This is a genomic window from Kutzneria buriramensis, assembly GCF_003387475.1.
Lineage (GTDB): Bacteria > Actinomycetota > Actinomycetes > Mycobacteriales > Pseudonocardiaceae > Kutzneria > Kutzneria buriramensis.
In genome coordinates this window covers 352,361-376,246 of record NZ_QUNO01000013.1, presented here as the reverse complement: position 1 = coordinate 376,246, position 23,886 = coordinate 352,361, and the positions used below count along the sequence as shown (strand labels likewise).

At 71.1% G+C, this 23,886-nt stretch carries 21 protein-coding genes; 9 read left to right on the top strand and 12 right to left on the bottom strand.

Annotated features, from left to right (window positions below):
- The first annotated feature begins 57 nt into the window (after positions 1-57).
- Both BCF44_RS59000 and BCF44_RS35430 read left to right on the top strand, forming a co-directional pair.
- Positions 58-1,413, top strand: coding sequence for a VTT domain-containing protein (locus BCF44_RS59000; RefSeq protein WP_342775682.1), 1,356 nt, complete (start codon positions 58-60; stop codon positions 1,411-1,413).
- A gap of 489 nt (positions 1,414-1,902) precedes the next feature.
- On the top strand, positions 1,903-2,499 hold the full coding sequence (locus tag BCF44_RS35430) for a YczE/YyaS/YitT family protein (RefSeq protein WP_116178788.1): 597 nt from the start codon (positions 1,903-1,905) through the stop codon (positions 2,497-2,499).
- A 17-nt stretch (positions 2,500-2,516) separates the two neighbouring features.
- Here BCF44_RS35430 and BCF44_RS35425 read toward each other — a convergent pair whose 3' ends face one another.
- Positions 2,517-2,936, bottom strand: a complete 420-nt coding sequence (locus BCF44_RS35425; protein ID WP_116178787.1) for a roadblock/LC7 domain-containing protein — start codon at positions 2,934-2,936, stop codon at positions 2,517-2,519.
- Between the two features lie 21 nt (positions 2,937-2,957).
- A complete protein-coding gene (locus BCF44_RS35420) occupies positions 2,958-5,660 on the bottom strand; it encodes a sensor histidine kinase (protein WP_147328752.1) in 2,703 nt (900 codons plus the stop codon).
- A gap of 565 nt (positions 5,661-6,225) precedes the next feature.
- Here BCF44_RS35420 and BCF44_RS35415 point away from each other — a divergent pair.
- The 4 genes from BCF44_RS35415 to BCF44_RS35400 are packed head-to-tail and all read left to right on the top strand — an operon-like array spanning position 6,226 to position 9,553.
- The gene (locus tag BCF44_RS35415; RefSeq protein ID WP_116178785.1) at positions 6,226-7,245 is read left to right on the top strand and encodes an ABC transporter substrate-binding protein; all 1,020 of its coding nucleotides are present in this window, start codon (positions 6,226-6,228) and stop codon (positions 7,243-7,245) included.
- A gap of 1 nt (position 7,246) precedes the next feature.
- Positions 7,247-7,987: an ABC transporter permease gene (locus BCF44_RS35410; protein WP_246015940.1), complete on the top strand. Its 741-nt coding sequence runs from the start codon at positions 7,247-7,249 to the stop codon at positions 7,985-7,987.
- Positions 7,984-8,790: an ABC transporter permease gene (locus BCF44_RS35405; RefSeq protein WP_116178784.1), complete on the top strand. Its 807-nt coding sequence runs from the start codon at positions 7,984-7,986 to the stop codon at positions 8,788-8,790. Before BCF44_RS35410 ends, BCF44_RS35405 begins: the two co-directional genes overlap by 4 nt.
- Positions 8,774-9,553, top strand: coding sequence for an ABC transporter ATP-binding protein (locus BCF44_RS35400; protein ID WP_116178783.1), 780 nt, complete (start codon positions 8,774-8,776; stop codon positions 9,551-9,553). Before BCF44_RS35405 ends, BCF44_RS35400 begins: the two co-directional genes overlap by 17 nt.
- Here the strand turns inward: BCF44_RS35400 and BCF44_RS35395 are convergent.
- From BCF44_RS35395 to BCF44_RS35375, 5 genes are read right to left on the bottom strand one after another with little or no spacing between them, the layout of a single operon-like run.
- Positions 9,543-10,361, bottom strand: coding sequence for a carbohydrate ABC transporter permease (locus BCF44_RS35395; RefSeq protein ID WP_116178782.1), 819 nt, complete (start codon positions 10,359-10,361; stop codon positions 9,543-9,545). The genes BCF44_RS35400 and BCF44_RS35395 overlap by 11 nt on opposite strands.
- Positions 10,358-11,311: a carbohydrate ABC transporter permease gene (locus tag BCF44_RS35390; protein ID WP_116178781.1), complete on the bottom strand. Its 954-nt coding sequence runs from the start codon at positions 11,309-11,311 to the stop codon at positions 10,358-10,360. Before BCF44_RS35390 ends, BCF44_RS35395 begins: the two co-directional genes overlap by 4 nt.
- The gene (locus BCF44_RS35385) at positions 11,311-12,561 is read right to left on the bottom strand and encodes an ABC transporter substrate-binding protein (protein ID WP_170217916.1); all 1,251 of its coding nucleotides are present in this window, start codon (positions 12,559-12,561) and stop codon (positions 11,311-11,313) included. The genes BCF44_RS35390 and BCF44_RS35385 overlap by 1 nt, the downstream gene beginning before the upstream one ends.
- A 33-nt stretch (positions 12,562-12,594) precedes the next feature.
- On the bottom strand, positions 12,595-13,668 hold the full coding sequence (locus BCF44_RS35380) for a Gfo/Idh/MocA family protein (RefSeq protein ID WP_116178779.1): 1,074 nt from the start codon (positions 13,666-13,668) through the stop codon (positions 12,595-12,597).
- Complete coding sequence (locus tag BCF44_RS35375; protein ID WP_170217915.1) at positions 13,665-14,456, bottom strand: sugar phosphate isomerase/epimerase family protein; 792 nt, start codon at positions 14,454-14,456, stop codon at positions 13,665-13,667. Before BCF44_RS35375 ends, BCF44_RS35380 begins: the two co-directional genes overlap by 4 nt.
- Positions 14,457-14,679: 223 nt before the next feature.
- Here BCF44_RS35375 and BCF44_RS35370 point away from each other — a divergent pair, with 223 nt between their 5' ends.
- The gene (locus tag BCF44_RS35370; RefSeq protein WP_170217914.1) at positions 14,680-16,056 is read left to right on the top strand and encodes an aldehyde dehydrogenase family protein; all 1,377 of its coding nucleotides are present in this window, start codon (positions 14,680-14,682) and stop codon (positions 16,054-16,056) included.
- Positions 16,057-16,097: 41 nt separating this feature from the next.
- On the opposite strand, the gene BCF44_RS35365 is transcribed toward BCF44_RS35370, so the two are convergent.
- Entirely contained in the window at positions 16,098-16,556 is a 459-nt protein-coding gene (locus BCF44_RS35365; RefSeq protein WP_116178777.1) for an RICIN domain-containing protein, read from the bottom strand.
- 21 nt (positions 16,557-16,577) lie between these two features.
- Here BCF44_RS35365 and BCF44_RS35360 point away from each other — a divergent pair, with 21 nt between their 5' ends.
- Positions 16,578-17,198: a mycothiol-dependent nitroreductase Rv2466c family protein gene (locus tag BCF44_RS35360; RefSeq protein WP_116178776.1), complete on the top strand. Its 621-nt coding sequence runs from the start codon at positions 16,578-16,580 to the stop codon at positions 17,196-17,198.
- 55 nt (positions 17,199-17,253) lie between these two features.
- On the opposite strand, the gene BCF44_RS55905 is transcribed toward BCF44_RS35360, so the two are convergent.
- The 3 genes from BCF44_RS55905 to BCF44_RS35350 all read right to left on the bottom strand — a co-directional run bounded on the left by BCF44_RS55905 (position 17,254) and on the right by BCF44_RS35350 (position 20,338).
- The gene (locus BCF44_RS55905) at positions 17,254-18,927 is read right to left on the bottom strand and encodes an ABC transporter family substrate-binding protein (RefSeq protein WP_170217913.1); all 1,674 of its coding nucleotides are present in this window, start codon (positions 18,925-18,927) and stop codon (positions 17,254-17,256) included.
- Between the two features lie 155 nt (positions 18,928-19,082).
- Positions 19,083-19,952, bottom strand: a complete 870-nt coding sequence (locus BCF44_RS55900; protein WP_170217912.1) for a hypothetical protein — start codon at positions 19,950-19,952, stop codon at positions 19,083-19,085.
- Positions 19,940-20,338, bottom strand: a complete 399-nt coding sequence (locus BCF44_RS35350; RefSeq protein ID WP_116178774.1) for a peptidase inhibitor family I36 protein — start codon at positions 20,336-20,338, stop codon at positions 19,940-19,942. Before BCF44_RS35350 ends, BCF44_RS55900 begins: the two co-directional genes overlap by 13 nt.
- A gap of 218 nt (positions 20,339-20,556) precedes the next feature.
- Between BCF44_RS35350 and BCF44_RS35345 the strand changes: the two genes are divergently transcribed.
- The gene (locus tag BCF44_RS35345) at positions 20,557-23,403 is read left to right on the top strand and encodes an AfsR/SARP family transcriptional regulator (RefSeq protein WP_170217911.1); all 2,847 of its coding nucleotides are present in this window, start codon (positions 20,557-20,559) and stop codon (positions 23,401-23,403) included.
- Here BCF44_RS35345 and BCF44_RS35340 read toward each other — a convergent pair.
- Positions 23,381-23,842 carry a DUF5709 domain-containing protein gene (locus BCF44_RS35340; RefSeq protein WP_116178849.1) on the bottom strand — a complete coding sequence of 154 codons (462 nt, stop codon included), beginning with the start codon at positions 23,840-23,842 and terminating at the stop codon, positions 23,381-23,383. The genes BCF44_RS35345 and BCF44_RS35340 overlap by 23 nt on opposite strands.
- Positions 23,843-23,886 lie beyond the last annotated feature (44 nt).

Sequence of the window (23,886 nt, the reverse complement as noted above, 5' to 3'; positions counted from 1 at the left end):
CGTCGTGTCGCGAAAGTTCGATGTGGCCGGCGACCAGCGCTGCCTACGCTCGGTGACGTGAGCGAGTTGATCACCCACTGGATCTCGACCGTGCCGCCGTGGGCGGTGTACGTCTCCGTCGCCCTGATCATCATGATCGAGAGCCTGGGCATTCCCATGCCGGGGGAGTTCGCCCTGGTCGGCGCCGCCCTGCTGACGCTGCGGCCGGGGGTGAGCTGGGAGCTGGTCGCCGCCTGCGCCGCCGCGGGGGCGATCGTCGGCGATTCGATCGGGTACACGATCGGCCGCCGGGGCGGCCGGCCGCTGCTGGCGTGGGCCGGACGGAGGTTCCCGCGGCACTTCGGACCGAGGCACCTCGCCGGCGCGGAGCGGGCGTTCGAGCGGTGGGGGATGTGGGCGGTGTTCCTCGGCCGCTTCATCCTGCTGCTGCGGATCCTCGCCGGGCCGCTGGCCGGCGCGTTGCGCATGCCGTACCGGCGGTTCCTCGTCGCGAACGCGCTCGGCGGGATCGTGTGGGCGACCGGCACCGCCGCCCTCGTCCACTACGTGGGGGCGGCGGTGGAGACGTGGCTGAGCGGGATCGCGCTGTGGGGGCTGGTCGCCGCGCTGGTGTGCGGGGCGGTGATCTCGGTGGTCCTGAAGCGGCGGCTCACTGATCATGAGGATGTGACTACTGGTGCTGATGAGACGGAAGAGCCGTTGGCCGGTGGGCACGACACGGCGGAGGTGGTCCGCGTCGGCGACACCGTCCGGCGCACGCGCCGGTCCGGATCGCCCTTCGCCGAGCAGGTTCTGCGCCACCTCGAGGCGGTGGGCTACCCGCACGCCCCGCGCTTCCGGGGTGTCGACGACAGGGGCCGGGACATCCTCACTTACGTCCCGGGGCGCACAACCGACCACCCGTCACAGCGAGCCGAGGGTGCCTACCGACAGGGCGGGGCGATGCTTCGCCGCCTCCACGACGCCACGGCGGGCCATCGGCTGGCCGGCGGCCGGGAGTGCGTCGTGCACGGCGATCCGGGCCCGTTCAACACGATCTTCCAGGACGGCCGGCCGGTCGCCTTCATCGACTGGACGGGCTGCGCGCCGGGGGACCGGCTCGACGACGTGGCGTACCAGGCCTGGACCTGGTGCATCCAGACCGTGGGCAACGTGCCGGTCGCCGACCAGGTGGCCCACCTGAGGGAGCTGTGCGACGGCTACGGGGGCCTCGACCTCGAGCTGGTCGTCGCGGCGATGGTCGAGCGGCAGACCCGGCTCATCGACACCGAACGAGCCAACGCCGCCGATGCCGACCTGTCCGAAGCCCGCCGCGACCATGCCCGGATCGCCGTCGCCTGGGCGACGGACTGCCGCGCACTGGTCCGGGAGCATCTGATTGCGGCCCCGGGAACGCCCGGGATTGCGTCGTGAAATTGCATGGGAGACTTGCCTCGGGTAACTGCAGCCGGCAATGTCAGTTGGACTTCCGACTGTCGGGGGACCGGCCCCCGGTGCGGTGATCCTTTTCGAACGACCCCCGCTGTCCAGCGGAAATGGCGCGCTGCACGTGCACGTGCACCGGCGTCGGAAATTCGTCGGAGCATTCCCCCTTTTTGGCTATTTGCGCGGCGGCGGCTGTCGTTGAAACTGAGGGCGTTTCCTGGGGGCGCGAGGAGGGTGGGGTCCGTGATGGAGGAAAATCGACAAATACGTGACATGGACAACAGTCGAATTCCAGCCGTTCCGGTATCCAGGGCGTGTCTAGGACTGCGGCCGCCCCCGGACCCACGGCGAATGGGCCGGCGACCCCGGCCCGTCCATCGCTCTCAGTGCCTGGCCGCGCCCCGTCGCCCACCGCGCCCGACCATTTCGCTGCCACCCCGAAAAAGCCTGCTCACGCTGGCCTGGCGGCTGTCGAGAGTGATCACCGGCGCGTCCTCGATGGGCGCCGGCCTGGCCTTGATGATCCGCGCGCGGCTGGGCGCGCAGCCCTGGGACGTGCTGCACCTGGCGCTGGCCAGGCTGCTCGGCGTGTCGCCGGGCACCGTGATCATCGGTGTCTCGCTGCTGGTGCTGCTGTTCTGGTGGCCGCTCAAGCAGCGGCCCGGCCTCGGCACGTTGGCTACAACCTTCCTGCCGGGCGTCTGCTGCGACTTGGTGCTTTCGGTGGTACCGGTGCCGGCGGACCTCGCCCCGCGCGCGGCGCTGCTGGCCGGCGGCATCGGCGTCTTCTCCCTCGGCACCGCGCTGGTGATCCAGGCCGGCCTAGGCCCCGGCGCCCGCGACGGCCTGATGACCGGCGCCTGCGCGAGGTGGGGCTGGAGCGTTCGCGCCGTCCGCACGAGCCTGGAGCTGGGCGTGCTCGCGCTGGGCCTGGTGCTGGCCGACCCGGTGCAGGCCATCCACACCGGCACCGCCGGCCCGGGCACGCTGGCCATCGCCCTCACGCTCGGCCCCCTGATCGGCTGGCTGCTCAAGCAGCGGGCCAGGCAGCGGGAGGCCGCGGCGACTCAATGACCTTCCGGCCCGCACCCTCAGTCGTGTACCGCGGCCGCCGCCAGCTGTGCCCGCAGCTCCGGCGTCAACCGCGTCGCCATCCGCTCCACCAGCATGGACATCTCGTACGCGACGACGTCCATCTCGCAGGTCGGCGCGGCCAGCACGGCCAGGCACGACCCGTCGCTGATCGACATCAGGAACAGGTAGCCCTGCCGCATCTCGACGATCGTCTGCACCACCTCGCCCATCTCGAAGCACCGGGCCGCGCCCTTGGCCAGGCTGACCAGCCCGCTGGCCACGGTCGACACCTGCTCGGCCCGGTCGGTCGGCAGCGCGTGCGAGCCGGCCAGCAGCAGGCCGTCGGCGGACACCACCACGGCGTGCGCCACCTCGGGCACGCGGCGCACGAAGTCCGTGATGAACCAGCCGAAGTCGCCGGGTTCCTGGTTGGTCATGCCTGCTTACGCTCCTGTCCGTCAGCTGCGGTGCTCGGCCGCCGCCATGCCGTTTGGGGCCATGTCGTCCGACTCGCTGTCCAGCGCGTGCCGGCGCGCCCGGCCGAGCCCGCGCTGGAAGCCGGCCAGCCGGCTGCGGGTCGTCTCCGGGGACCGCTCGGGGAACTGCGGCGGCCGGGTCTCCTGCACGTCCGGCGGCGCGCTGCGCGGCGCGGCCGAGCCGGGCACCAGGTGCTTGTTCGGCACGCGTTTGGGCAGGCCGACCGGGGTGAGCTGGTCGCCGGCGGGGCCGCTGAGCCGGGTCCGCACGGTCAGCCAGCCCTCGTCGGCCGGCGAGTTCCACGGCCGGCCCGGCAGCTCGTGCCGGTTGACCGGCTCCGGCGACTTGACCGGCACGCCGACCTCGACGGCGGCCGGCAGGTCCGGCAGCGGCGGCGCGTCCGGCTCGTCCACCGGCCACTCGTCGACCGGCTCGACGGGCTGGAACCAGCGGGACAGGACTTCCTCGTAGATCGGCAGCCGCAGGGTCGGCTCGGGCTCCGGGTCCTTCCTGACCGGCGGCGGCTCGACCTCGGCCTCGTCGGGCGGCTTGCGGAACAGGCTGCTGCTGCCGTTCTGGCTCTGTCGGGGGATCGGCACGTCGCCGGGCTGGGTCTCCTCGAGCACACGCCGACGCGGCGCGGCCGTGAGCGCCGGCGTCTCCTCCTCGCGCGGCGGCGCGAGCAGGTCGGCCGGCACGGTGATGACGGCCTTGGTGCCGCCCTCGATGAAGTCGCCGTTGCGCAGCCGGACCCGGATGTTGTGCCGCTGGGCCAGGCGCGCGACCACGTACAGGCCCATCCGGCGGGCCACCGTCACGTCGAAGGCGGGCGGGTCGGCGAGCCGCTGGTTGGCGGCGTCGAGCTCCTCGGCGGTCATGCCCATGCCGCAGTCGGAGATCTGCATCGCCAGCTGGCCGCCGCGCAGCGTGCGGGCCGCGATCGTCACGGTCGTCGACGCCTCGGAGTACGTGGTGGCGTTGTCCAGCAGCTCGGCGATGAGGTGCACCAGGTCCTTGACCGCCCGGCCGTGCACCAGCACGGTCGGCAGTCCGGTCGCCTTGACCCGGGCGTAGTGCTCCACCTCGGAGATCGCCGCGCCGATCAGCTCGGCCAGCGGCAGCGGCCGGACCATGTGCTTGGTCAGCCCGGTGCCGGACAGGATGATCAGGTTCTCGCTGTTGCGGCGCATCCGGGTGGCCAGGTGGTCCAGCACGAAGAAGCGGGCCAGCTGGTCGGGATCCTGCTCGTTCTGCTCCAGCCGGTCCAGCTCGCACAGCTGCCGCTCGACCAGTGCCTGGCTGCGCCGGGACAGGTTGACGAAGATCGCGTTCACGTTGTCGCGCAGCACGGCCTGGTCGGTGGCCATCCGCACGGCCTGGTCCTGCACCACGTCGAAGGCCCGGGCCAGCTGGCCGATCTCCTCGCGGCTGAACACCGACACCGGGTCGACCGCGTTCTTCGACGCCTGCACGGGGTCGGGGTCGGCGAGGATGCGCTTGAGCGTCTGCGGCAGCCGGACGTGCGCGATGTCCAGGGCCTCCAGGCGGAGCCGGCGCAGCGGCGTGAGCAGCGACCACGCCACCACCAGCATCAGACCGAGCGCGATCATCAGCGTGCCCAGCAGGGCGGCGATGTCCCGGCCGGCCGAGGCGGCGGCGTCGTTGGCCAGCGCGGTCGCCTGCGACCGCAGCTGGCTGATCAGGCCCAGCTCGACCTTGTGCAGCTTGTCGTTGGCGGTGTCGCTGGTCGCCGTGAACGCCGGGATGTCGATGTTCAGCGGCGCGTTCGGGCTGTCGGTGAGCAGCGCGGACTGCTCGGTGAGGTGGTCGGCGTCGACGTCGGCGCCGGAGTAGCCGTCGCTGAACTGCTGGCGCTCCTGGGTGGTGGCGACCGCGGTGAAGTCCGCGATGGACGCCGTGAACGCGGCGTTGGCCGCGCGCGCCAGGTCCTGGTTGAGCGCGGACTGGAACGAGTTGTTGGCCGCGGCGATCCGGAGCAGCGAGTCGAGCTGGGCGATCTGCTCCTTGGCCTGGCCCAGCGTCTGGGCGGCGGTGCTGGCGCGGGAGAGCTCCTGGCTGCCGGCGGCCGCGCTGACCTCCCGGCCGACCTGCACCAGCGAGTCGATCACCGACGTGTACTCGGTGAACAGCGCGGAGTCGGGGTAGACGCCGCGCTGGGCCAGCACGCGCAGCGTGGTCAGCGTGCTCAGGCCGTCCACGGCGCGGGTGTAGCGGTCCATGCTGCCGGCGTCGGGCAGGTTCAGCCCGGCCACCGCGGACCGCAGGTCGGTGATCGCGTTGTTGGTGCGGTCCAGTTGCACGGCCAGCGGACTGCCGGCGGCCGAGCTGGCCGCGCCGGCGCCGACGACCATCAGCTCGCGTTCCCTCTGCAGCTGGTGGACCACCTCGGTGAGCTGCTTGGCCACGTCGACCTGGGCCACCGTGCGGTGGAAGTTGTTGGCGTTGTCGATCTCGGTCTGCACCCGCAGGCCGCCCAGCACCAGCGCCGCGATGGTCGGCACCAGCAGCACGGCGCCGACCTTGGTGCGCAGCCGCCAGTTCCGCAGCCGCCATCGCCCGCCGGCCGAGCCACCGGGCCCGGGTCGTCGTCCCGTCACCGGCCGGGCGGGCCGGCGACGACCGCCCGGCTCGTCTTCGGTGTCCCGACGCTGTGGCTCGGACACTTCCACACGCTCCCCTGGTCAACCGAACAAGGACCCGGCAGGCGAATCGGAGTTCGAGGGTCGTAGGCGCGAACTATTGTCGACAGTTGACGATCCGCTCCCGGCGGCCTTGCGATCGCCGGATGCAATTGCACCGAAGCTTCTTAACACAGCCGAAGAGCCGGTGTTGACGCTCGCCCGGGTGACTTCGCGGCGACGTGCGCCGTTCCTGTCGCAGTTTGCGTCGACAAGGACCAAACCGTTTCGGCAGCCCGGCGGGGTTTTTCGAACGGGGTCGGCCTCGCTCTTGGCGATGATCGCCTTCGGTGAATTCACCCGCATGGACGCGACGGCTGCTTCGGTGTCTTTTTGGCTATCGGATAACCGCCTGCGCGCTTCGGCGTAAACCGGTGCGTCGGGACGGCGTCAATCGGTGCCCGGAACAGCATGATTTGCGGCCGGCGGCCGTCGGGGCCGCATGTTCGGCGGTATTGCGGGGGTCGCTAGAGTCCCCTGCTGTGCGGTCGGTGATCCGCATCACAGTTAATTGTGAATTCTACCCCCGAGCGGGGAGGAGAAAGATCGAATGAGCGCAACGCCCTGGTCGCGGCGGCTGTTCCTGTCGGTGACGGCCGCGGCCGCGGTGGCCGCGGTGGACTCCGGGTGCAGCCTGCTGGGCGGCGGCTCGACCACGCAGGTGAAGGCGGCCGGCGACCAGACCCTGGAGAAATCCAAGATCAACGTATCGCTGATCCCCTGCACCGACGTCGGACCGCTGTGGCTGGCCAAGAAGAACGGCTACTTCGCCGCCGAGGGACTCGACGTCACCCTGGTCAACAAGCCCAGCGGCCCGGACGTGATCAGCAGCGTCTTCGGCGGCGACGCCGACTTCGGCTTCGCCACCTACCCGGTGCTGGTGCAGGCGCAGCTGAAGACCAAGGGCAAGCAGAACCTGCGGGTGGTGGCCGATGCCTCGGCGGCCAAGCCGGACACCACCGCCGTCGTGGTCAAGAAGGGCTCGCCGCTGACCCGCGCCGAGGACCTCAAGGGCAAGCGGATCGCCGTCACCGCCCGCGGCACGATGGCCGACCTGGCCGTGATGGCCGGCCTGCGCGCGGCCAAGGTGGACTGGAACACCGTGCAGTGGAAGCAGATCGGCTTCGCCGACATGCTGCCCAAGCTGGAGAGCGGCGAGATCGACGCCGCCTTCTTCGCCGAGCCGTACGTGACGATCGCTCAGGCGCAGGCCGGCGTCACCACCGTGTTCCAGCCGCTCACCGGTGCGCTGGACGGGATCCCGCTGTCCGGCTACATGGCCACCGAGCAGACGACCAAGGAGCGGCCCAAGACCGTGGCCGCGTTCCAGCGGGCGATCCGCAAGGCCCAGACCGAGGCCGCCACCCAGCACGGCGACACCGAGGTCAAGCAGACCATGGTGGACAACGCCAACGTGCAGCCCGACATCGCGCCGGTGATCCACCTGCCCACGTACCCGATCTCCGCGGACCCCACCCGGCTCCAGCGGGTGCCGGACCTGATGCAGCAGTTCGGGCTGATCAGCGACAAGTTCGACATCAAGCCGATGATCCTGCCGGAACTGGGCTGAGGTGCGGGGCCTGGCCGGCATCGTCCTCCTGCTGCTCGGGTGGGAGGCGGCGGTGCGCGCCGGCGCGGTGCCGGCCGAGTACCTGCCGCCGCCGTCGGTCGTGTTGCCGCAGTTGCTCGCGATGCTGACCGATCCGGGGTTTCAGTTGGCGGTCGTGGCGACGGTGCTGTCCTGGGCCATCGCCCTGGCGGTGGCCACCGGGATCGCGGTGCCGGCCGGGTTGTTGCTGGCGAGCGTGCCGTGGCTGCGCGTCGCCAGCCGTACGGTGGTGGAGTTTCTGCGGCCGATCCCCGCCGTCGCGTTGGTGCCGCTGCTCGTGGTGGCCGTCGGCGGCGGGCCGGCGACCAAGATCGGCCTGGCGGTGTTCGCCGGGCTGTGGCCCATCCTGTTCAACACCATCTACGCCTTCGACGAGATCGAACCGTTGCATGTGGACACCGCCCGCGCGTTCGGCGCGGGCCGGGTGCGGGTGCTCACCGAGGTCGCGCTGCCGAGCGTGGCGCCGTTCGTGCTGACCGGCGTGCGGCTGTCGGCGGCGATCGGGCTGGCGGTGGTGATCAGCGCGGAGATGCTCACCGGGGCCAGCGGCGGCATCGGCCAGTTCATCCTCGCCGCGGCCAGCGGGGCCACCCGCATGGACCGGGTGCTGGCCGGGGTGGTGGTCGCCGGCGTGCTCGGCTACGTGATCAACGCCGGCCTGGAACGCCTGCACCGCAACTACTTCGACTGGGGTGCGGCGTGACCCGGCCGCAGCGATTCCTGTTGCGCTGGGGAGTCCTCCTCGCCCTGGTGACGTGGTGGCAACTCGTCACCGCCGCCATCGACCACCCGTACTTCCCGCCGCCACTGGAGATTCTCGCCGCCGCGCGGCAGATGTGGTTCTCCGGCAGCGCGAGCACCCTGTTCCTCAGCCAAGACGCCCTGGACTCGCTGTTGCCGAGCATCGGTCGGCTCCTCGGCGGCTGGTGGCTCGCGGTGCTCGCCGGCGTGGTGCTGGGCACCGCCCTCGGTCTGTCCCGGCGATTGCTCGACTACACCGGCCCGGTGTTCGCGTTCTTCCGGTCGCTGCCGCTGCCGGCGCTGGTGCCGGTGTTCGTGCTGCTGTGCCGGTTGGGGTCGCAGATGGTGGTCGCGGTGATCCTGTTCGGCGCGGTGTGGGCGGTGCTGCTGAACACTGTGGACGGTGTCCACACGGTGGACCGGGTTCAGCTGGACACCGCGCGGGCGTTTCAGATACCGGCCGTGCGGCGGCTGGTCGGCATCGTGCTGCCGGCGGCGCTGCCCAAGATCTTCGCCGGGCTCCGGGTGAGCCTGTCCCAGTCGGTGACGCTGATGGTGGTGGCCGAGCTGTTCGCCGCCAACGGCGGGCTCGGCGGCGAGCTCCAGGACGCGCGGGACCAGTTCGACTTCGCCCAGATGTGGGCGGTGGTGGTGATGGTCGGCGTGCTCGGCTACACCCTCAACACCGTGCTGCTCGCCGTGGAACGGCGCGCGCTGGCGTGGCATCAGGCCGTTGAAGGAGGACAACTTGTCGACCATGCTTGAGTTGGCCGGGTTGAGACATGTCTACCGTGGCGGGCACGCCGCCGTCGACTCGCTGTCGTTCACTGTGGACGGTGGCGAGCTGTCGTGCATCGTCGGGCCCTCGGGCTGCGGCAAGTCCACGCTGCTGCGGGCGGTCGCCGGCCTGATCGCGCCGACCGGCGGTGAGGTGCTGCTGCACGGCTCGCCGGTGCGGGGCGTGCCCGAGGAGCTTGCGGTGGTGTTCCAGGACTACAGCCGGTCGCTGTTCCCGTGGCTGACCGTACAGTCCAATGTGGAGTTTCCGCTGCGTGGGCGCGCCACCCGGGCCGAGCGCCGGGAGCTGGCCTGGTCGGCGCTGAAGCAGGTCGGGCTCGCGGACGCCGCCCACAAGCATCCGCAACAGCTTTCCGGTGGCATGCAACAGCGAGTCGCCTTGGCGCGAGCGCTGGCGTATCGCCCGGCGTTGCTGCTGCTGGACGAGCCGTTCGCCTCCGTCGACGCGCAGACCCGTTTCGAGCTGGAAGACCTGCTGCTGCGCGTGCATGCCGAGCAGGGCACCACCATGCTGCTCGTCACCCACGACATCGACGAGAGCGTCTACCTGGGCGACCGGGTGCTGGTTCTTTCCTCCTCGCCGGCCCGGCTGCTCGCCGACCTGCCGGTGCACCTGCCCGCCGAGCGGGACCAGATCACGACCCGCGAGTCGGAGACGTTCGTCGAACTGCGCACCGAGGTCGCGCGGCTGCTGCGGGGCGTGGCGGCGCCGGTGTCGGTCAGCCCTTGAGGCCGCCGGAGGTCACGCCGGACACCACGAACCGTTGCGACAACAGGAACACCACCAGCGGCACGGCCATGCCGACGGTGGAGAACGCCATCGCGCCGCTCCAGTCGCTGGTGTTCGCGCCGAAGAAGCCCCACAGGCCGGTGGTGACCAGCCGCTTGGAGTCGTCGGTGGCCAGCGTCAGGGCGAACACCAGATCGCCCCAGCCCCACAGGAAACTCAGCACGGCCACCGTCGCCACACCCGGCTTGGCCAGCGGCAGCGCGACCTGGAGGAAGGTGCGGACCGGGGAGCAGCCGTCGATGGTGGCGGCCTCGACCAGTTCGCGGGGGATGGTGGCGAAGGTCGGGCGCAGCAGCACGATCGCGTACGGCAGGGCGAGCGTGGTGTCGGCGAGGATCAGCCCGAGGTAGCTGTCGGTCAGGTGCAGCCGGCTGAAGATCACGAACAGCGGGGTGGCCAGCATGATCGACGGGAACATCAGGCTGCTCAGGCAGAAGAACAGGATCACCGACCGGCCGCGGATCCGGTGCCGTGCCAGGGCATACGCGGCCGGCGCCGCCAGCGCCACGGACAGGATCATGGTGCCGGTGGCCACGATGGCGCTGTTCAGGACGTAGTGCAGCACCCGGGGATCGCCGAAGATCCGGGACGTCCAGGTGGCCGGCGTCGGCGCGAGCGGGATCAGCTGCGGTGGCACGGCACGGATGTCGGCGTCGGACTTGAACGACGCGGTGATCATCCAGTACACCGGGAACAGGTAGGCGGCGACCAGCACCAGGCCCACCACGAACGGCAGCCGGCGGGTCACGCCTCGGCCTCCTCGCGGCGGGTCGTCAGCAGGTACAGCACGGCCAGCCCGAACAGCACCACGAACACGATGTTCAACACGGCGGCTCCCTTGCCGAACAGGAACTCCAGGAACACCGAGCGGTAGGCCAGGGTGGGCAGGATGTCCGAGGCGCCGGCCGGGCCGCCCTGGGTGGCGATCCACACCAGGTCGAAGCTCTTGAACGTGAAGATCAGGCTGAGCACGGCGGAGGCGGCGAAGGTCGGCCGCAGCAGTGGCCAGGTGACGTACCGGAACCGCGTCCACGGGCCGGCGCCGTCGATGGCCGCCGCCTCGTACAGCTCGCGGGGGATGCCGACCAGGCCCGAGAGCAGGTTGACCAGCGTGAACGGGATGCCCAGCCACACCTGCACGAGGATCAGCGCCGGCAGCGCGAGGCCGGTGTCGGACAGCCAGTACGTGGGGGAGCTCTCCAGGCCGAGGCCGCCGAGCACCCAGTTCACCAGCCCGGACCGGCCGTCCAGCAACCAGCGGAACACCTGCGCGCTCACCACGATCGGGATGGCGTAGCCGGTGAGGTAGAGCGAACGCATCACCTTCGCGCCGGGGAAGGACTTGGCGTAGAGCAGCGCCAGCGCAAGGGCGATGACCAGTTGCAGCGCGACGGCGCTGACCGTGAAGACGACCGAATGCCAGGCGGCGGAGCCGAACTGTGGGTCCGCGAAGGCGGTCTCGTAGTTGGCGAACCCCACCCACGGCGTCGCCCCGTGGAACAGGTTGCCCAGCGTTCGGTCCTGAAAGGACAGCACGAGATTGAACACCAGCGGGTACGCCAGCAGCGCGCCGAGGAACACGACCGCCGGCAGCACGAACAGGTAGCCGGTCAGCGATCGCCGCAGCCGCCACCACGAGAACCCGGTGGCCGGCAGCAGTTCGCCGGACCACCGGGTGACCAGGGGATCGGTGCGCATCAACCGCCGACCAGGGCCTTGATCTGCTTGCTGCCGTCGGCGGCCGCGTCCGTCGCGTTCTTGGTGCCGGCCAGCACGGCCTGCTCCATGGTCCAGATCGCCTGCGAGATCTGGGTGTACTTGTCGCCGTAGATGCCGCGCGGGTGGGCGGTGGCCATCTGGGCGGCGAACGTCTTGACGATCGGGTTCCAGTTCGCCGCCGGGTCGTCCACGGTGTTCGTGCGGTTGGGGATGTTGCCCAGGCTCTCGTTGATCTCCTTGGGGTTGTCGGCCGGATCGGCCAGCCAGCTCACCGCGTCCCAGGCCGCGTCGGCGTGCTCGGTGTTCTTGCCGATCGTCCACACCTCGCCGCCCAGCGGCGAGGCCGTGCCCTTCGGACCGGCCGGCCATGGCGCGACGTCCCAAGCGAACTTGGCGCTCTGCACCGAACCCAGCACCCACGGGCCGTCCACCATCATCGCGCACAGTCCGGAGCCGAACTGCTCGCCCACATCGGACTGGCCCCATTGCAGCACCGACTTCGGCGCGCTCTTGTCCACGTTCACCAGCGTGTTCACGAAGTTCAGCGCGTCGACCGTGGGGTGCTGGTCGATGGTGTTGATGTCGCCGCCGGCCTGCCACAGGAACGGCAGGAAGGTGAACGTGCCCTCCTCGGTCGGGGCGGCGGCGAAGCAGAAGCCGGCGTGCTTGTCGGTGGTCAGCTTCCTGGCGTCGTCACGCAGTTCTTCCCACGTGGTCGGCGGCCCGGCGATACCGGCCTGCGTCAGCAGGTCCTTGTCGTACCAGAGCGCGGTGGTGTTGTTGCGGAACGGGACCCCGTAGAACCTCGGGCCCACCTTGACGCTCTGCACCACCGCGTCGAAGTAGTTCTTCAGCTCGGGCCAGCTCTGCATCTTGTCCGACACGTCGGTCAGCACGCCCTGGTTCGCGAAGGCCGACACGTCCGAGTTGTCGATCGCCGCGATGTCCGGGTAGCTGCCGGTGGCGGCCGCCTGCAACAGCTTCGTGCGGAAATCGGCGAAGCCGATGGTGGTCCGCTGGATGGTGACGTTGGGGTGCGACAGCTCGAACTTGCTGATCAGCAGCTTCATCGCGGAGTCCGAGGCCGGCGAGTAGCCGAAGTAGTCCCACTCCGTCAGCACCGTCTTGCCGCCCGAGCCGCCGGCGTCCGAGCTCCCGCAGCCGCCGGCGGCCATCAGGGCCGCCGCCAGCGCCAGGCCGAGCGCCGCGCGAAATCGCCTGCGCTGCATCCTCATCAGGCTCACTTCCTCCACTTCGGACGGTTATCGTGCCGCGAGTTCGAGCAGCAGTTCGTCGTAGCCGGCGCGGTCGACCGGCAGCGACACCTCGCGTCTGAGCCGTCCGGACATGATCAGGGCGGCGGCGAGTTCGGTGGTCAGCGCTGCGCTGCGGCCGGCGGCGACGAGCTCCCGCTCGCCGGCGATGGCGGCCACCAGGTTCTGGTAGAGCTGCACGTGCCGGCCGTCCCGGCCGGTCAGCGTCTCCACGGTGTCGATCCTCGGCGCGGCGTATGGGTCGCCCGGCGCGGCGGCGTAGTCGCGGAAGTCCTCGGCGTTGCGCCAGAACTCCAGCCGGCCGGGCGTCAGCCGGAGCCGGCCGCCGGTGCCGACCACCTCTAGTCGTTGCTGCTCACCGGTTTCCGCCGTGGAGACGCGGATGGTGCCGGTCGCGCCGTTTGACCACTCGGCGAGGGCGACCGCCGTGTCCTCGGTCTCGATGGGATGCACGGCGGTGCGGGTCCGAGCCAGCACGGACGCCGGCGGGCCGACCACGTGACAGAGCAGGTCGAGGTCGTGGTGCCCCTGGTTGACCAGCACGCCGCCGCCCTCGCCGCGCCAGGTTCCCCGCCACGGCGCGGTGTCGAAGTAGCCGGACTTGCGGGGCCAGGTCGCCAGCAGGTCGACCCGTTGCAGCTCGCCGAGCTCGCCGCCGGCGATCAGCTCGCGGGCGCGGATCACCTCGGTGCGGGTGCGTTGCTGGAAGGCGACGGCGAGCAGCCGCTGTTGGCGATCGGCCTCGTCGCACATGCGATCGGCGTCGGTCATCGTCACGGTCAGCGGTTTTTCGACGAACACGTGGTGGCGCGCCTGGAGGCACGTCACGACGAGGTCCGCGTGGAATCGGTGCGGCGCGAGCACGACGGCGAGGTCGGCGCCGTGACCGAGCAGCTCGTCGAGGCTCGCGGCCACCGGGCAGTCCAGCTCGTCGGCGACCAGCTTGGCCCGGTCGGCATCGACGTCGTGCACGGCGACCACCGTGGCGTCGATCGCGGCGATGCCGGGGGAGTGGAACTGCCAGACGTTCGCGCCGACGCCGGTCACGACCAGCCGGGTCATGAGAGGTCGACACCCCGGCGCGCGGCCAGTTCGCGCAGCGCCGCCACCGATTCGCGGGTCGCCTCGGCCGCGCCGCCCTCCGGTGTGGCGTAGTGGGTCTCCATCGAGAGATAGCCCTGGTAGCCGCCGCCGGCCAGCGCCGCGAGCTGCGCGTCCCAGTCGACGATGCCGTCGCCGACCTTGACCCAGTCGCCGTCGAAGTCCTTCACGTGCACGTGCCGCACGGCCTGCCGCACGGTCCCGTACTCGGCGGGATCGGGGCGCAGGCCCAGGAACTTGGCCTCGTTGCCGGGATCCCACACCAGCCCGACGGCGTCGGCCGGCAGCCAGCGCAGCAGCTCGCGGGCCTCCCGAGCCAGCGCGATGTTGCACACGAACTCGATCTCCAGCGCGATCGCGAGGCCCGCGCCCGCCGCCCGACGGCTCGATTCGGCCAGCACGTCGGCCAGCCACGGCAGCGCGGTCTCCGGCTCGGCGATGCGCAGGCCGGAGAACAGGCGCACGATGCCCGCGCCCAGCATGTCGGCGATCTCGATGCCGCGGTCGAGGTCGGCCCAGGCCGTCTCCTCGACCTTGGTCTTGAGGAACGGTGTGTCCACCACGGGGCAGGTGAAACCGCCGGCGGCCAGGGAATCCCGCACCCGGCGGACCGTCTCCGGCGGATGGTGCACGATGTTGCGGCCGCCGATCGTGCGCACCTCGATGCCCCGGACGTCCAGCGACTCGCACACCCGCAGCGCGGCGTCGAAGTCGGGGTCGACCTCGTCGGTGATCACGGACAAGCGCATGGGCATCCATCTCCTGACCGCGTGGGGAAGCGGCCGACGGCTCCGCGCAGGGTTCGAGGCGGTCGGACCGGGGCGGCTGCCGCCCGTAGAAAAGGCTTTCTACTCCCGCCGGGCGGGTGCGTCAATCGTGTACCCGAATCCTGCATATGGGTGCGGTGAGCTGCTGGAATGCGCCTACAGTGATCAGCTGGGACGATCTTCGCGGCCGGAGAGGACGGGCTCCATGGCACCACGGCGTTCCGACGGCGCCCACTACATCGGCGGGGTGTTCGAACCGGCCGAGACGGAGCCGGTGGTCGAGAAGGCGACCGGCGAGGAGATCGGCCGGTTCGCGATCGGAGGAGTCGATGAGGTCCAGCGGGCCGTGGCGGCCGCCGTTTCCGCGCAGCGGGAGTGGGCGGCGCGGCTGCCCGACGAGCGGGCCTGGCTGCTGCGACGCGTCGCGGACGTGCTGCTTCGGCGGCAGGACGAGTTCACCGACGTCCTGATGCGCGAGACCGGCGGCATCCGGGCCAAGGCCGCCGGCGAGGTGGCCGCCGCCGTGCGCAAGCTGCACGAGTCGGCCGGGCTGGCCAACCGCATGGCCGGCGACGTGCTGCCGCCGTTCAAACCGGACAAACTCGTGTTGCTGCAACGGCTTCCGCTCGGCGTGGTCGGCGCCATCACGCCGTGGAACTTCCCGTTGGTGCTGGCCATGCGCCCGATCGCGCCGGCGCTGGCCCTGGGCAACGCCGTCGTGCTCAAGCCGGCCGAGCAGGCCCCGATCGGCGGCGGGCAGCTGCTGATGGAGGCGTTCGACGAGGCCGGCGCGCCGCCCGGACTCATCAACCTCGTCACCGGCTACGGTCCCGAGGCCGGTCAGCCGCTCGCCGAGCATCCGGACGTGGCGCTGGTCCACTTCACCGGCTCGGTGCCGGTCGGCCGGCAGCTGGCGGCGATCGTCGCCCGCGACGGCCGGCAGGTGAGCCTGGAACTGGGCGGTGACAACGCTTTCGTCGTCCTCGACGACGCCGATGTGGCCGCCGCCGCGGCCTGCGGCGGCGGGAACTCCTTCGAGTTCCAGGGGCAGACCTGCATCACCGCGAGCCGGCACATCGTGCAGCGGGCCGTCTACCTGGAGTACCTGGACGCGCTCGTCGCGGTGGCGCGCAAGATCACCGTCGGCAACCCGATCAAGGGCGGCGTCGACCTCGGCCCGATGATCAGCGAGGCCCAGCTCGACCGGGTGCACCACGAGATCGTGGAGCCGTCGATCCGCATGGGGGCGCGGCTGATCGAGGGCGGTGTCCACGATGGACTGTTCTACTACCCGACGGTGCTGGCCGACGTGACCCCGGACATGCCCGCCTTCACCGAGGAGATCTTCGGCCCCGTCGCGCCCGTCACGGTGGTCGACACCGAGGAGGAGGCGCTGGCGCTGACCAACCGCCACCCCGCGCTGGTCAACGCCGTCTACACCGGCGATCCGTTGCGCGGCCTGGCGTTCGCCGAACGGGTCAACTCCGGCATGGTGCACGTCAACGACGCCGGCGGCCGCCCGCACGACGAGTCGGACCTGGAGGAGTTCACCAAGCGGCGGTGGATCGGCGTGCAGCGCTGAGGAACGCCCCTGGCCCGGGCGGGGCCAAGGGCGTCAGGGCCTCAGGCCGCGAGCCGCCACTGCTGGACCGGTCCCGCGTAGCAGGAGTACTGGTCCACCGCGGCGAAGTCGTTCGTCCGGCCGTTCTCCACGTCGAGGCACTTGCCGCTGTTGACGTTCTGCAAGGTGTACACGCCGGACGTGCCGGTGTTGCCCAGCACCTGCGAGCGCGCGACCGGCGTGGCGGACCTGTTGTCACGCTGCGGCGGGCTGCGGATCCTTGCCACGAGCGGAAACCGCTGGGCGTCGCCGGCGAAGTCGTGTGGCCGCTGGACGGTCTGCGCCCGCCGGACGCGCACCGCCTGTTCCTGGACCGGGCCGCCGCCGCGCGGCCGGGCTTCGCCGCCGATCACCGGGTCGTGGCGCGGGCGTGCGAGCAGTTGGCGGGCGTGCCGCAGGCGATCGAGCTCCTCGCCGCGCGGGTGCGTGATCACGATCTGGACGAGCTGGTGCCCGAACACCCCCGCTGGGAAGCTGGGCCCATGAGCCCTGACGCCTCGGCCACGAAGGTCGACTTCTACTTCGATCCGATCTGCCCGTTCGCGTGGATCACCTCGCGCTGGATCCTGGAGGTCGAGCGGCAGCGCGAGCTCGACCTGACGTTCCGCGTGATGAGCCTGACCGTGCTGAACACCGGTCGCGAGGACCTGCCGGAGCAGTACAAGGCGCGGCTGGGCGAGGGCTGGTGGGCGGTCCGAGTGGCGACGGCCCTGGCGCAGCTGCGGGGCGAGGCGGCGCTGCGGGACTACTACACCGAGTTCGGCGTCCGATACCACAACCAGGGCAACAAGGACCGGCGCGAGGTGATCGCGGCCGCGCTGGAGGCGATCGGCGCGCCGGCGGAGCTCAACGCGGCCGCCGATTCGACGGAGTTCGACGAGGCCGTGCGCAAGAGCCACCACGAGGGCATGGATCCGGTGGGCATGGACGTCGGCACGCCGACCATCCACATCGACGGCGTCGCCTTCTTCGGGCCGGTGCTCAGCACGATCCCGCGCGGCGAGGACGCCCTCAAGATCTTCGACGGCGCGGTGGCGCTGGCCGGCTACCCGACGTTCTTCGAGCTCAAGCGGACCCGGGTCGGCGACCTGGACTTCAGCTGACGCTGGGAAGGACGCCCCACCCGCGTTCAGCGAGGGTGAGGCGTCCTTCCCCGCATCAGGTCAACTTCGCGAAACCTATTGCGGCGTAGTCGATCGGGAACTGGGCGAAGCCGAACGCGCCGAAGTTGACCAGCGTGCCGCGCACCGCATACGTGCCCGGCACCTGGTAGAGCGGCAGCAGGCCGCCCTCGGCGAAGATCTCGGCGTCGGCCTGCTGGACGAGCCCGATCCGCTTGGCGTCGTCGGTTTCCGCGCCGGCCGCGTCGAGCAGCCGGTTGAGCTCGTCGCTGCCGACGGCGCTGTGGTTCTGCTGGAGATTGCCCGGCGTGTAGTAGAACGCTGATCTGCTGGCGGCCAGCGGCTGCGGCTGGCCCTGGTAGGAGTAGCTGATCACGTCGTACGCGCCGCGGTTGACGTAGTTCGGGAAGAAGTCGGCCGGCGGCACCGCGTTGATCTTGGCGTTGATGCCGGCGGCCTTGAGCTGCGACTGCACGAGGGCGCCGATGGAGGTGCTGAGCGGGATGCCGGCCGGGAGCACGAAGTTCAGGTCGAACTCCTTGCCGTCCTTGACCCGGAACTCGCCGCTCTGCTTGTACCCCAGCTCGTCCAGCTTCTTGCGGGCCGCGTCCGGGTCGTACTTCACCGGCCCCGAGTTGTCACGGTAGTTCCGGTCGCCCTGGGCGAAGAAGTGGTTGCCGACCGGCTGGGGATCGGGAACCATCTGCCCGATCAGGCCCCTGGCCACGGCCCTGGTGTCGATCGCCTGCTCGACCGCGACCCGGGTGGCCCGGTCGCGCAGCGGCGTGCCGGGCGCGCCGTTGAAGTCCACCAGGTTGTACTGCGCCTCGGTGGCCTGCCGGATCGTCACGCCCTTGGTCGTCTGGGCCCGTTTGTACAGGTCGACGGTGGAGCCGATGCGGTAGAAGTCGATGGCGCCGCTGGCCAGCGCGTCCGGCACGGCGGCGCGCGCGACGACCTTGAACACGATCTGGTCCAGGTGCGCCTGGCTGCCCCACCACGACCTGTCCGCGACCAGGGTGACTGTCTTGCCGGTCGCGTCGATCCGGCCGATCTTGAACGCGGCGGCGGTGATCGGCTGGGTGTCGGCCCAGGCCTTGTTGAACGTGTCCGGGTCGGCGTTGAGCTCCTTGGGCGTCAGCGGCGAGAACAGGCTCTGCCACTCGCCGAACGGCCGCGCGAAGGTGACCTTCACGTCCTGGTCGTCGCCGCCGCGCTCGACGCCGGCGATGTTCTCCAGGCCGGTGGTGCTGGCGCACTGGAAGGCGGTGTTCCGGCCGTCGCAGGCCTGCCAGGCGGCGCGGAAGTCCTCCCACGAGATGGCCCGGCCGGTGGACCACCGCGCCCTGGGGTTGATCTTGTACTCGACCACCTGCGGGTTCGTCGACACGAGCTGGGCCGAGGTCAGGTAGTCCTTGTTCAGCGCCAGCGAGTTGTCGGCACGGGCCGTGAACAGCCACGGCAGCAGCGCGTTGGTGATCATCCAGTCGCCGTTGGCGAAACCGCCGTCGAGCTGGTCGGGATTCCAGTTGGCCGGCAGCGCGTCGATCGGCCACTGGAGGACGCCGCCCGGCTTGATGTCCGCCGCCGGCCGCGGATTGATGTCGTTGTGCCCGGTGACGGACTCGGTCGATTTGATCGTGGTGCCCTGGTCGGGCCCGCCGCCGCAGGCGGTGGCCAGCAGCACCACCGCCGCGAGCACCCCCGGCATTCGTCGTCTCATTGTCACCTGCCCACTCGTTTCCCCATTGTCGACGTCATTGTCGCGCCCGGAAAACGGCAGCCGGGAAAGTGGAAACGGATGGGTGGATATTCGGACGGCGGCCGGCAGTTCGTGAATTGTTCCGCGTCGTTTTCGGGCAGGAGTCACCCGCCGTTCACGCTGTCGACCAGCTTGAGCTCGGCGGCCAGCCCGGCGCGGGCCCGGTCGAGCTCGTCCGCGTGCTGGTCGATCAGTTGTCGCTGGTAGGCGGTCTCCACGGTGAACCAGACACCGACCAGGTTGGTCCGCCGCTTGCAGGCCACGTCCGCCGTGGCCATCGCCAGCTCCGCCGCGGACGGTTTCGGCGTGGTGACCGACATCGAGTCCGGCGGCACGTCCATCGGCGAATCGGCCCGATATCCGGCGTCCTTCATGCACGCCGACCACTGTGCGAACACCGCCTGCACCCGGGAATCGGCCTTGGACGCGTCGAAACTGTCGTGGTCGACCTGGCGCGCGATCGGTGACGTGCCATAGGTCGCGCCGCCGGAATCGAGCTTGTGCTGAGCCTCGCCGAGGCAGCCGGCGGGGTCGCCCGGGCGGGTCCTTCCCTGCGAATCGCCGGTGAGTGCGGTGAGTTCGGCCGGTGAGTGGGCGGCGACGGGTGGCGGGGAGGGCAGTTGGCCCGCCGGCAGATGGTAGCCGTTGCCGGCGTCGGTGATGCCGTAGCGGCGGTCGAGGACGCCGATGCCGGCAACCGCCCGCGTGACCGGGTACGTGAACCCGTGCTGGTGCATGCACTGGGCGGTGAGCGTGCTGAGCGCGTCGGTCACGCGTGCGGCCTGTGCCGACGAGGGCATGTACTGCTCGATCGGCAGGTGGATGCCGGCCGTCGACGTCAGCGTGGGAATGTCGCCGACCGCGGGTGCGCTGCTGCATCCGGCCAGCAGGGTCAGCCCGGCAATGGCGAGAGCGGCGCGCCGCCCGGAAGGGATTCCGGGCGACGCGACGGACGAACTGTTCAGCAGGTCCACGACTGCGACGCGTTCTGGTTGTACGTGTGCTGCAGCTGCGGAAGGCCTCGCTGCGGCGCGATCGCGTCGGCCGGTCCCTGGTAACCGTGGTTGTACCAGACCCAGACGGTGCAGTTCGGGTCGTTGTTGTAGTCGGACGCGGCGTTGTTCTTCACCGGCTGGCCGGCGCCGTTGCCCGGGCCACGGAAGTTGTAGCCGGCGAAGTCGTAGACCGCGAACTCGAAGCCGGCGACCGCGCCCTGGTAGTTCGAGTTGAAGTACAGGCAGTTGTCGCCGCTGAGGCACGTGTTGTCGTTGGTGCCGGCGAACGCGGTGGCGGGCGCCAGCAGGGCCACGCCGGCGGCGGCCGCGATGGCCGCGCCGACGAGCTTCTTGGAAACGGACATTGTTTCTCCCCTCGGAGCCGGGGCGATCGCCCCGGCCAGCGCTGACACTGCCGCCGCCCGCTGCAGTCACACGGCAGTTCCACTGAAATCCCACGGAAGAAGGTCATCGACCCCGTATCGTGATCGGCGTCGAAGGGGACGACATGACGGAACTGTCGGGGGGCGGTCCGAGATTCGGGGTTCTCGGACCGGTTGCGGCGTGGCGTGGTTCGGACGAAGTGCGTGTCGGCTCGGCCAAGCACCAGCGGCTGCTGGCGGTGCTGTTGCTGCACGTCAACGAGCGGGTGGACCGGGATCGGATCATCGACCTGGTGTGGGCGGGCGATCCGCCGCGCAGCGCCCTGAACCTGTTGCAGAAGTACGTCGGCGAGCTGCGCCGATCGTTCGGGGACGAAGGACCGGAGCTGGCGCCGCTGGCCGGCGGTTACCGGCTGCGGCTGTCGACCGGTCAGCTGGACAGCGCCCGGTTCGGGGAGCTGGTGGAGACCGCCCGGTCCCAGTTCGCCGACGGCGAACTCGTTGCGGCGCAGGCGTGTCTACGGGAGGCGCTGGCGCTGTGGCGCGGTCCCGCGTACGACGGTTTCGACGCCGAGGCCGCCGACACCGAGCGGGCGCGGCTGGACGAGCTGCGGATCGCCGCGCTGGAGGACCTGGCGGAGATCACCCTGGCGCGCGGGCAACACGACGCGGCGGCCGCGGATCTGGCCCGGCTGACCAAGACGTATCCGTTCCGGGAACGCCTGCGCGAGTTGCAGATGATCGCGCTGTACCGGCAGGGGCGGCGGGCCGAGGCGCTGGCGGTGTTCGACACCGTGCGCACGGTGTTGGCCGACGAGCTGGGCATCGACCCGGGCGCGCGGCTGCGCCGCTGCTACGAGCTGATCCTGCGCGGCGATCCGGAGTTGGAACCCGGGTCGGAGCCGGTGGAAGCGACCGCGGCGCCGCTGCCGGTGCGCCAGCTTCCGTTGCCGGTCCTGGACTTCGTCGGCCGGGTCGAGCAGGTGGCCGAGGTGACGACGGCTCTGGTCGCCCGCACGCCGAGCGTCGTGGCCGTCGCCGGCGGTCCGGGTGTCGGCAAGTCCAGCCTGGTCGTACGGGCCGCGCATCTGGTCAGCGAGTCGTTCCCGGACGGCCAGCTGTACTTCGACCTCGCGGCCACCTCGGACACGCCGCAGCAGCCGGCGCAGTTGCTCGCCGACGCGCTGCGTGCGCTTTCCGTTGCCGGCAACGCGATCCCGCCCAGGCTCACCGAGCGGGCCGCGCTGTACCGGTCGCTGCTGGCCGACCGGCGCATGCTGGTGGTGCTGGAGGACGCCGGCGCCGCCGAGCAGGTGCTGCCGCTGCTGCCGGCGGCCGGCGGCTGCGCGGTGCTGATCACCAGCCGCGCCCTGCTCACCGAGCTGCCCGGCGCCCGGCAGATCGACCTGGACGTGCTCGACCACGCCGAGGCGTACGAGCTGTTCACCGGCATCGTCGGCGGGGAACGCGTCGCCGCCGAACCCGGTGAGGCGGCGGCGATCCTGGACAGCTGCGGCAATCTGCCGCTGGCCATCCGCATCGCCGGGGCCCGGCTGGCGGGCCGGCCGGCGTGGTCTCTGCGGGTGCTGCGGGAGCGGCTGGCCGACGAGTCCCGGCGGCTGACCGAGCTGCGGATCGGGCAGCTGGGCGTGCGCGCCAGCGTGGAACTGAGCATGCGACTGCTGCCGCCGGACGCGGCGCGGGCGCTGAGCCTGCTCGGACTCCTTGGCGCGCATACGCTTCCGGGCTGGGTGGTGGGTGCGCTGCTCGACCGGCCGGACGCCGAGGCCGTGCTGGACACGCTCGTCGACGCCAGCCTGCTGCGCCTGACCACCACCGACGCGATCGGCCAGCCGCGCTACCGGCTGCACGACCTGATTCGCGCCTACGCCAGGGAATCCGTCGACCGCATACCGTATCCGGAGCGCCGGGACGCGATCGCCCGTGTGCTGGGCGGCTGGCTGTCGCTGGCCGAGCACGCCACCGACCTGATGCCGGCCGGCCTGCTGTCGCTGGCCCCCGGCACGGCGCTGCGGTGGACGCCGCCGGAGACGCCGCGGCTCGTCGCCGACCCGTTCGCGTGGTTCGACGCCGAACGGGACACGCTGCTCGGCGCCGTCCGGCTGGCCGCCGACTGGGGGCTGGACGAGCCGGCCTGGGAGCTCGCCGCGAGCGCCGTGACCTACTACGACCACCGTTGCCTGCACGAGGACTGGAAGCTCGGGCACCACATCGCGCTGGAGGCCGTACGCGCGGCGAACAACCTGCGCGGGGAATCCGTGCTGCTGCGGGCGCTCGGCCAGGTGCACATCTACCGTGACGACTTCGACGACGCCGTGCGGGACATCGAGGCCGCACGCGCTCTGTGCCAGCTCACCGGCGACAAGCTCGGCGGCGCCCTGGCGCTGTCCATGCTGGGCACGGTGAGCCGGGAACAGGGCCGTCACGACGAGGCGCTGAGCCAGGTCCGGCAGGCGCTGCTGATCGTGGTCGGCGAGCGGGACCGGCACCTGGAGGCGCAGCTGCGGTCGTCCATCGCCTCGATGTTGTTGGCACGCGGGGAGTTGGACGAGGCCGCCGAGTGGTTCGAGGAGGCGCTGCGGCTGGCGCGGGCGCTGGGCGACCGGCACCGGATCGCCGTCGTGCTGCGCCGTATGAGTTCCCTGCACGACCAGCGCGGCAACCCGGGCGCCGCGCTGGCCTGCCTCGCCCAGGCGTTGGACGCCTTCGTCGAGCTGTCGGACGAGCGCTGCGCCGGCTACACGTTGCTCGAGATCGGCCGCGTGCATGCCCGGCGGCACAGCCGGCAGGTCGCCACGGAGGCGCTCGAGTCCGCCGCCGGCGTCTTCCACCGGCACGGCGACCGCCGGGACGAGGCCGAGTGCTGGCGGCTGCTGGCCGACCTCAACGCGGCACTGGACCAGCCGGGCGCGGCCCGGCGGCACTACGACCGCGCGCTGCGCCTGTGGCGGACCATCGGCGACACCGCGCGGATCGCCGCCGCCATGCTCAGCCTCGGCGCGCTCAGTACTGGTCGTCCCGGATGATGTGCACCGCGGCCTCCTCGGCCGACGCGCCGGCCCCGTCGATGCCGACGTCCACGCCGAGCAGGTCCGCGTCCCACTCGTCGCCGCCCACGCTGGCCGCGTCGGAGGCGACGTAGGACTCGCTGACCAGGCGGCCGGCGCGCTCGTCGCCGACCTCGAAGTCGCGCAGCTCGCCGTCGGAACCCTCCTGGTCGCCGAGCTCGTCGTCGTCCTCGGCGGCGAAGTCGGGCAGCTCGCGGGCCAGCCGGTCGTCGAGGGTCTGCCCGTCGGCCTGCTCGCGCGGCGTGGTGCCCCAGTCGTCGAGGACCCACGGCTTCTCCACCGGCGAGTAGCCCTCGTCCAGCGGGTCGGCGGGCCCGTCGTCCAGCGTGTCCTGGGCGTCGAGCTGCTCGAACGCGTCGTCGTCGAACTCGTCGCGGTCGAATTCGTCGCTGTCCATGCGGCGCTCCGTCCAGCCGTCGTGCATCTGGCGCGGCCAGAATA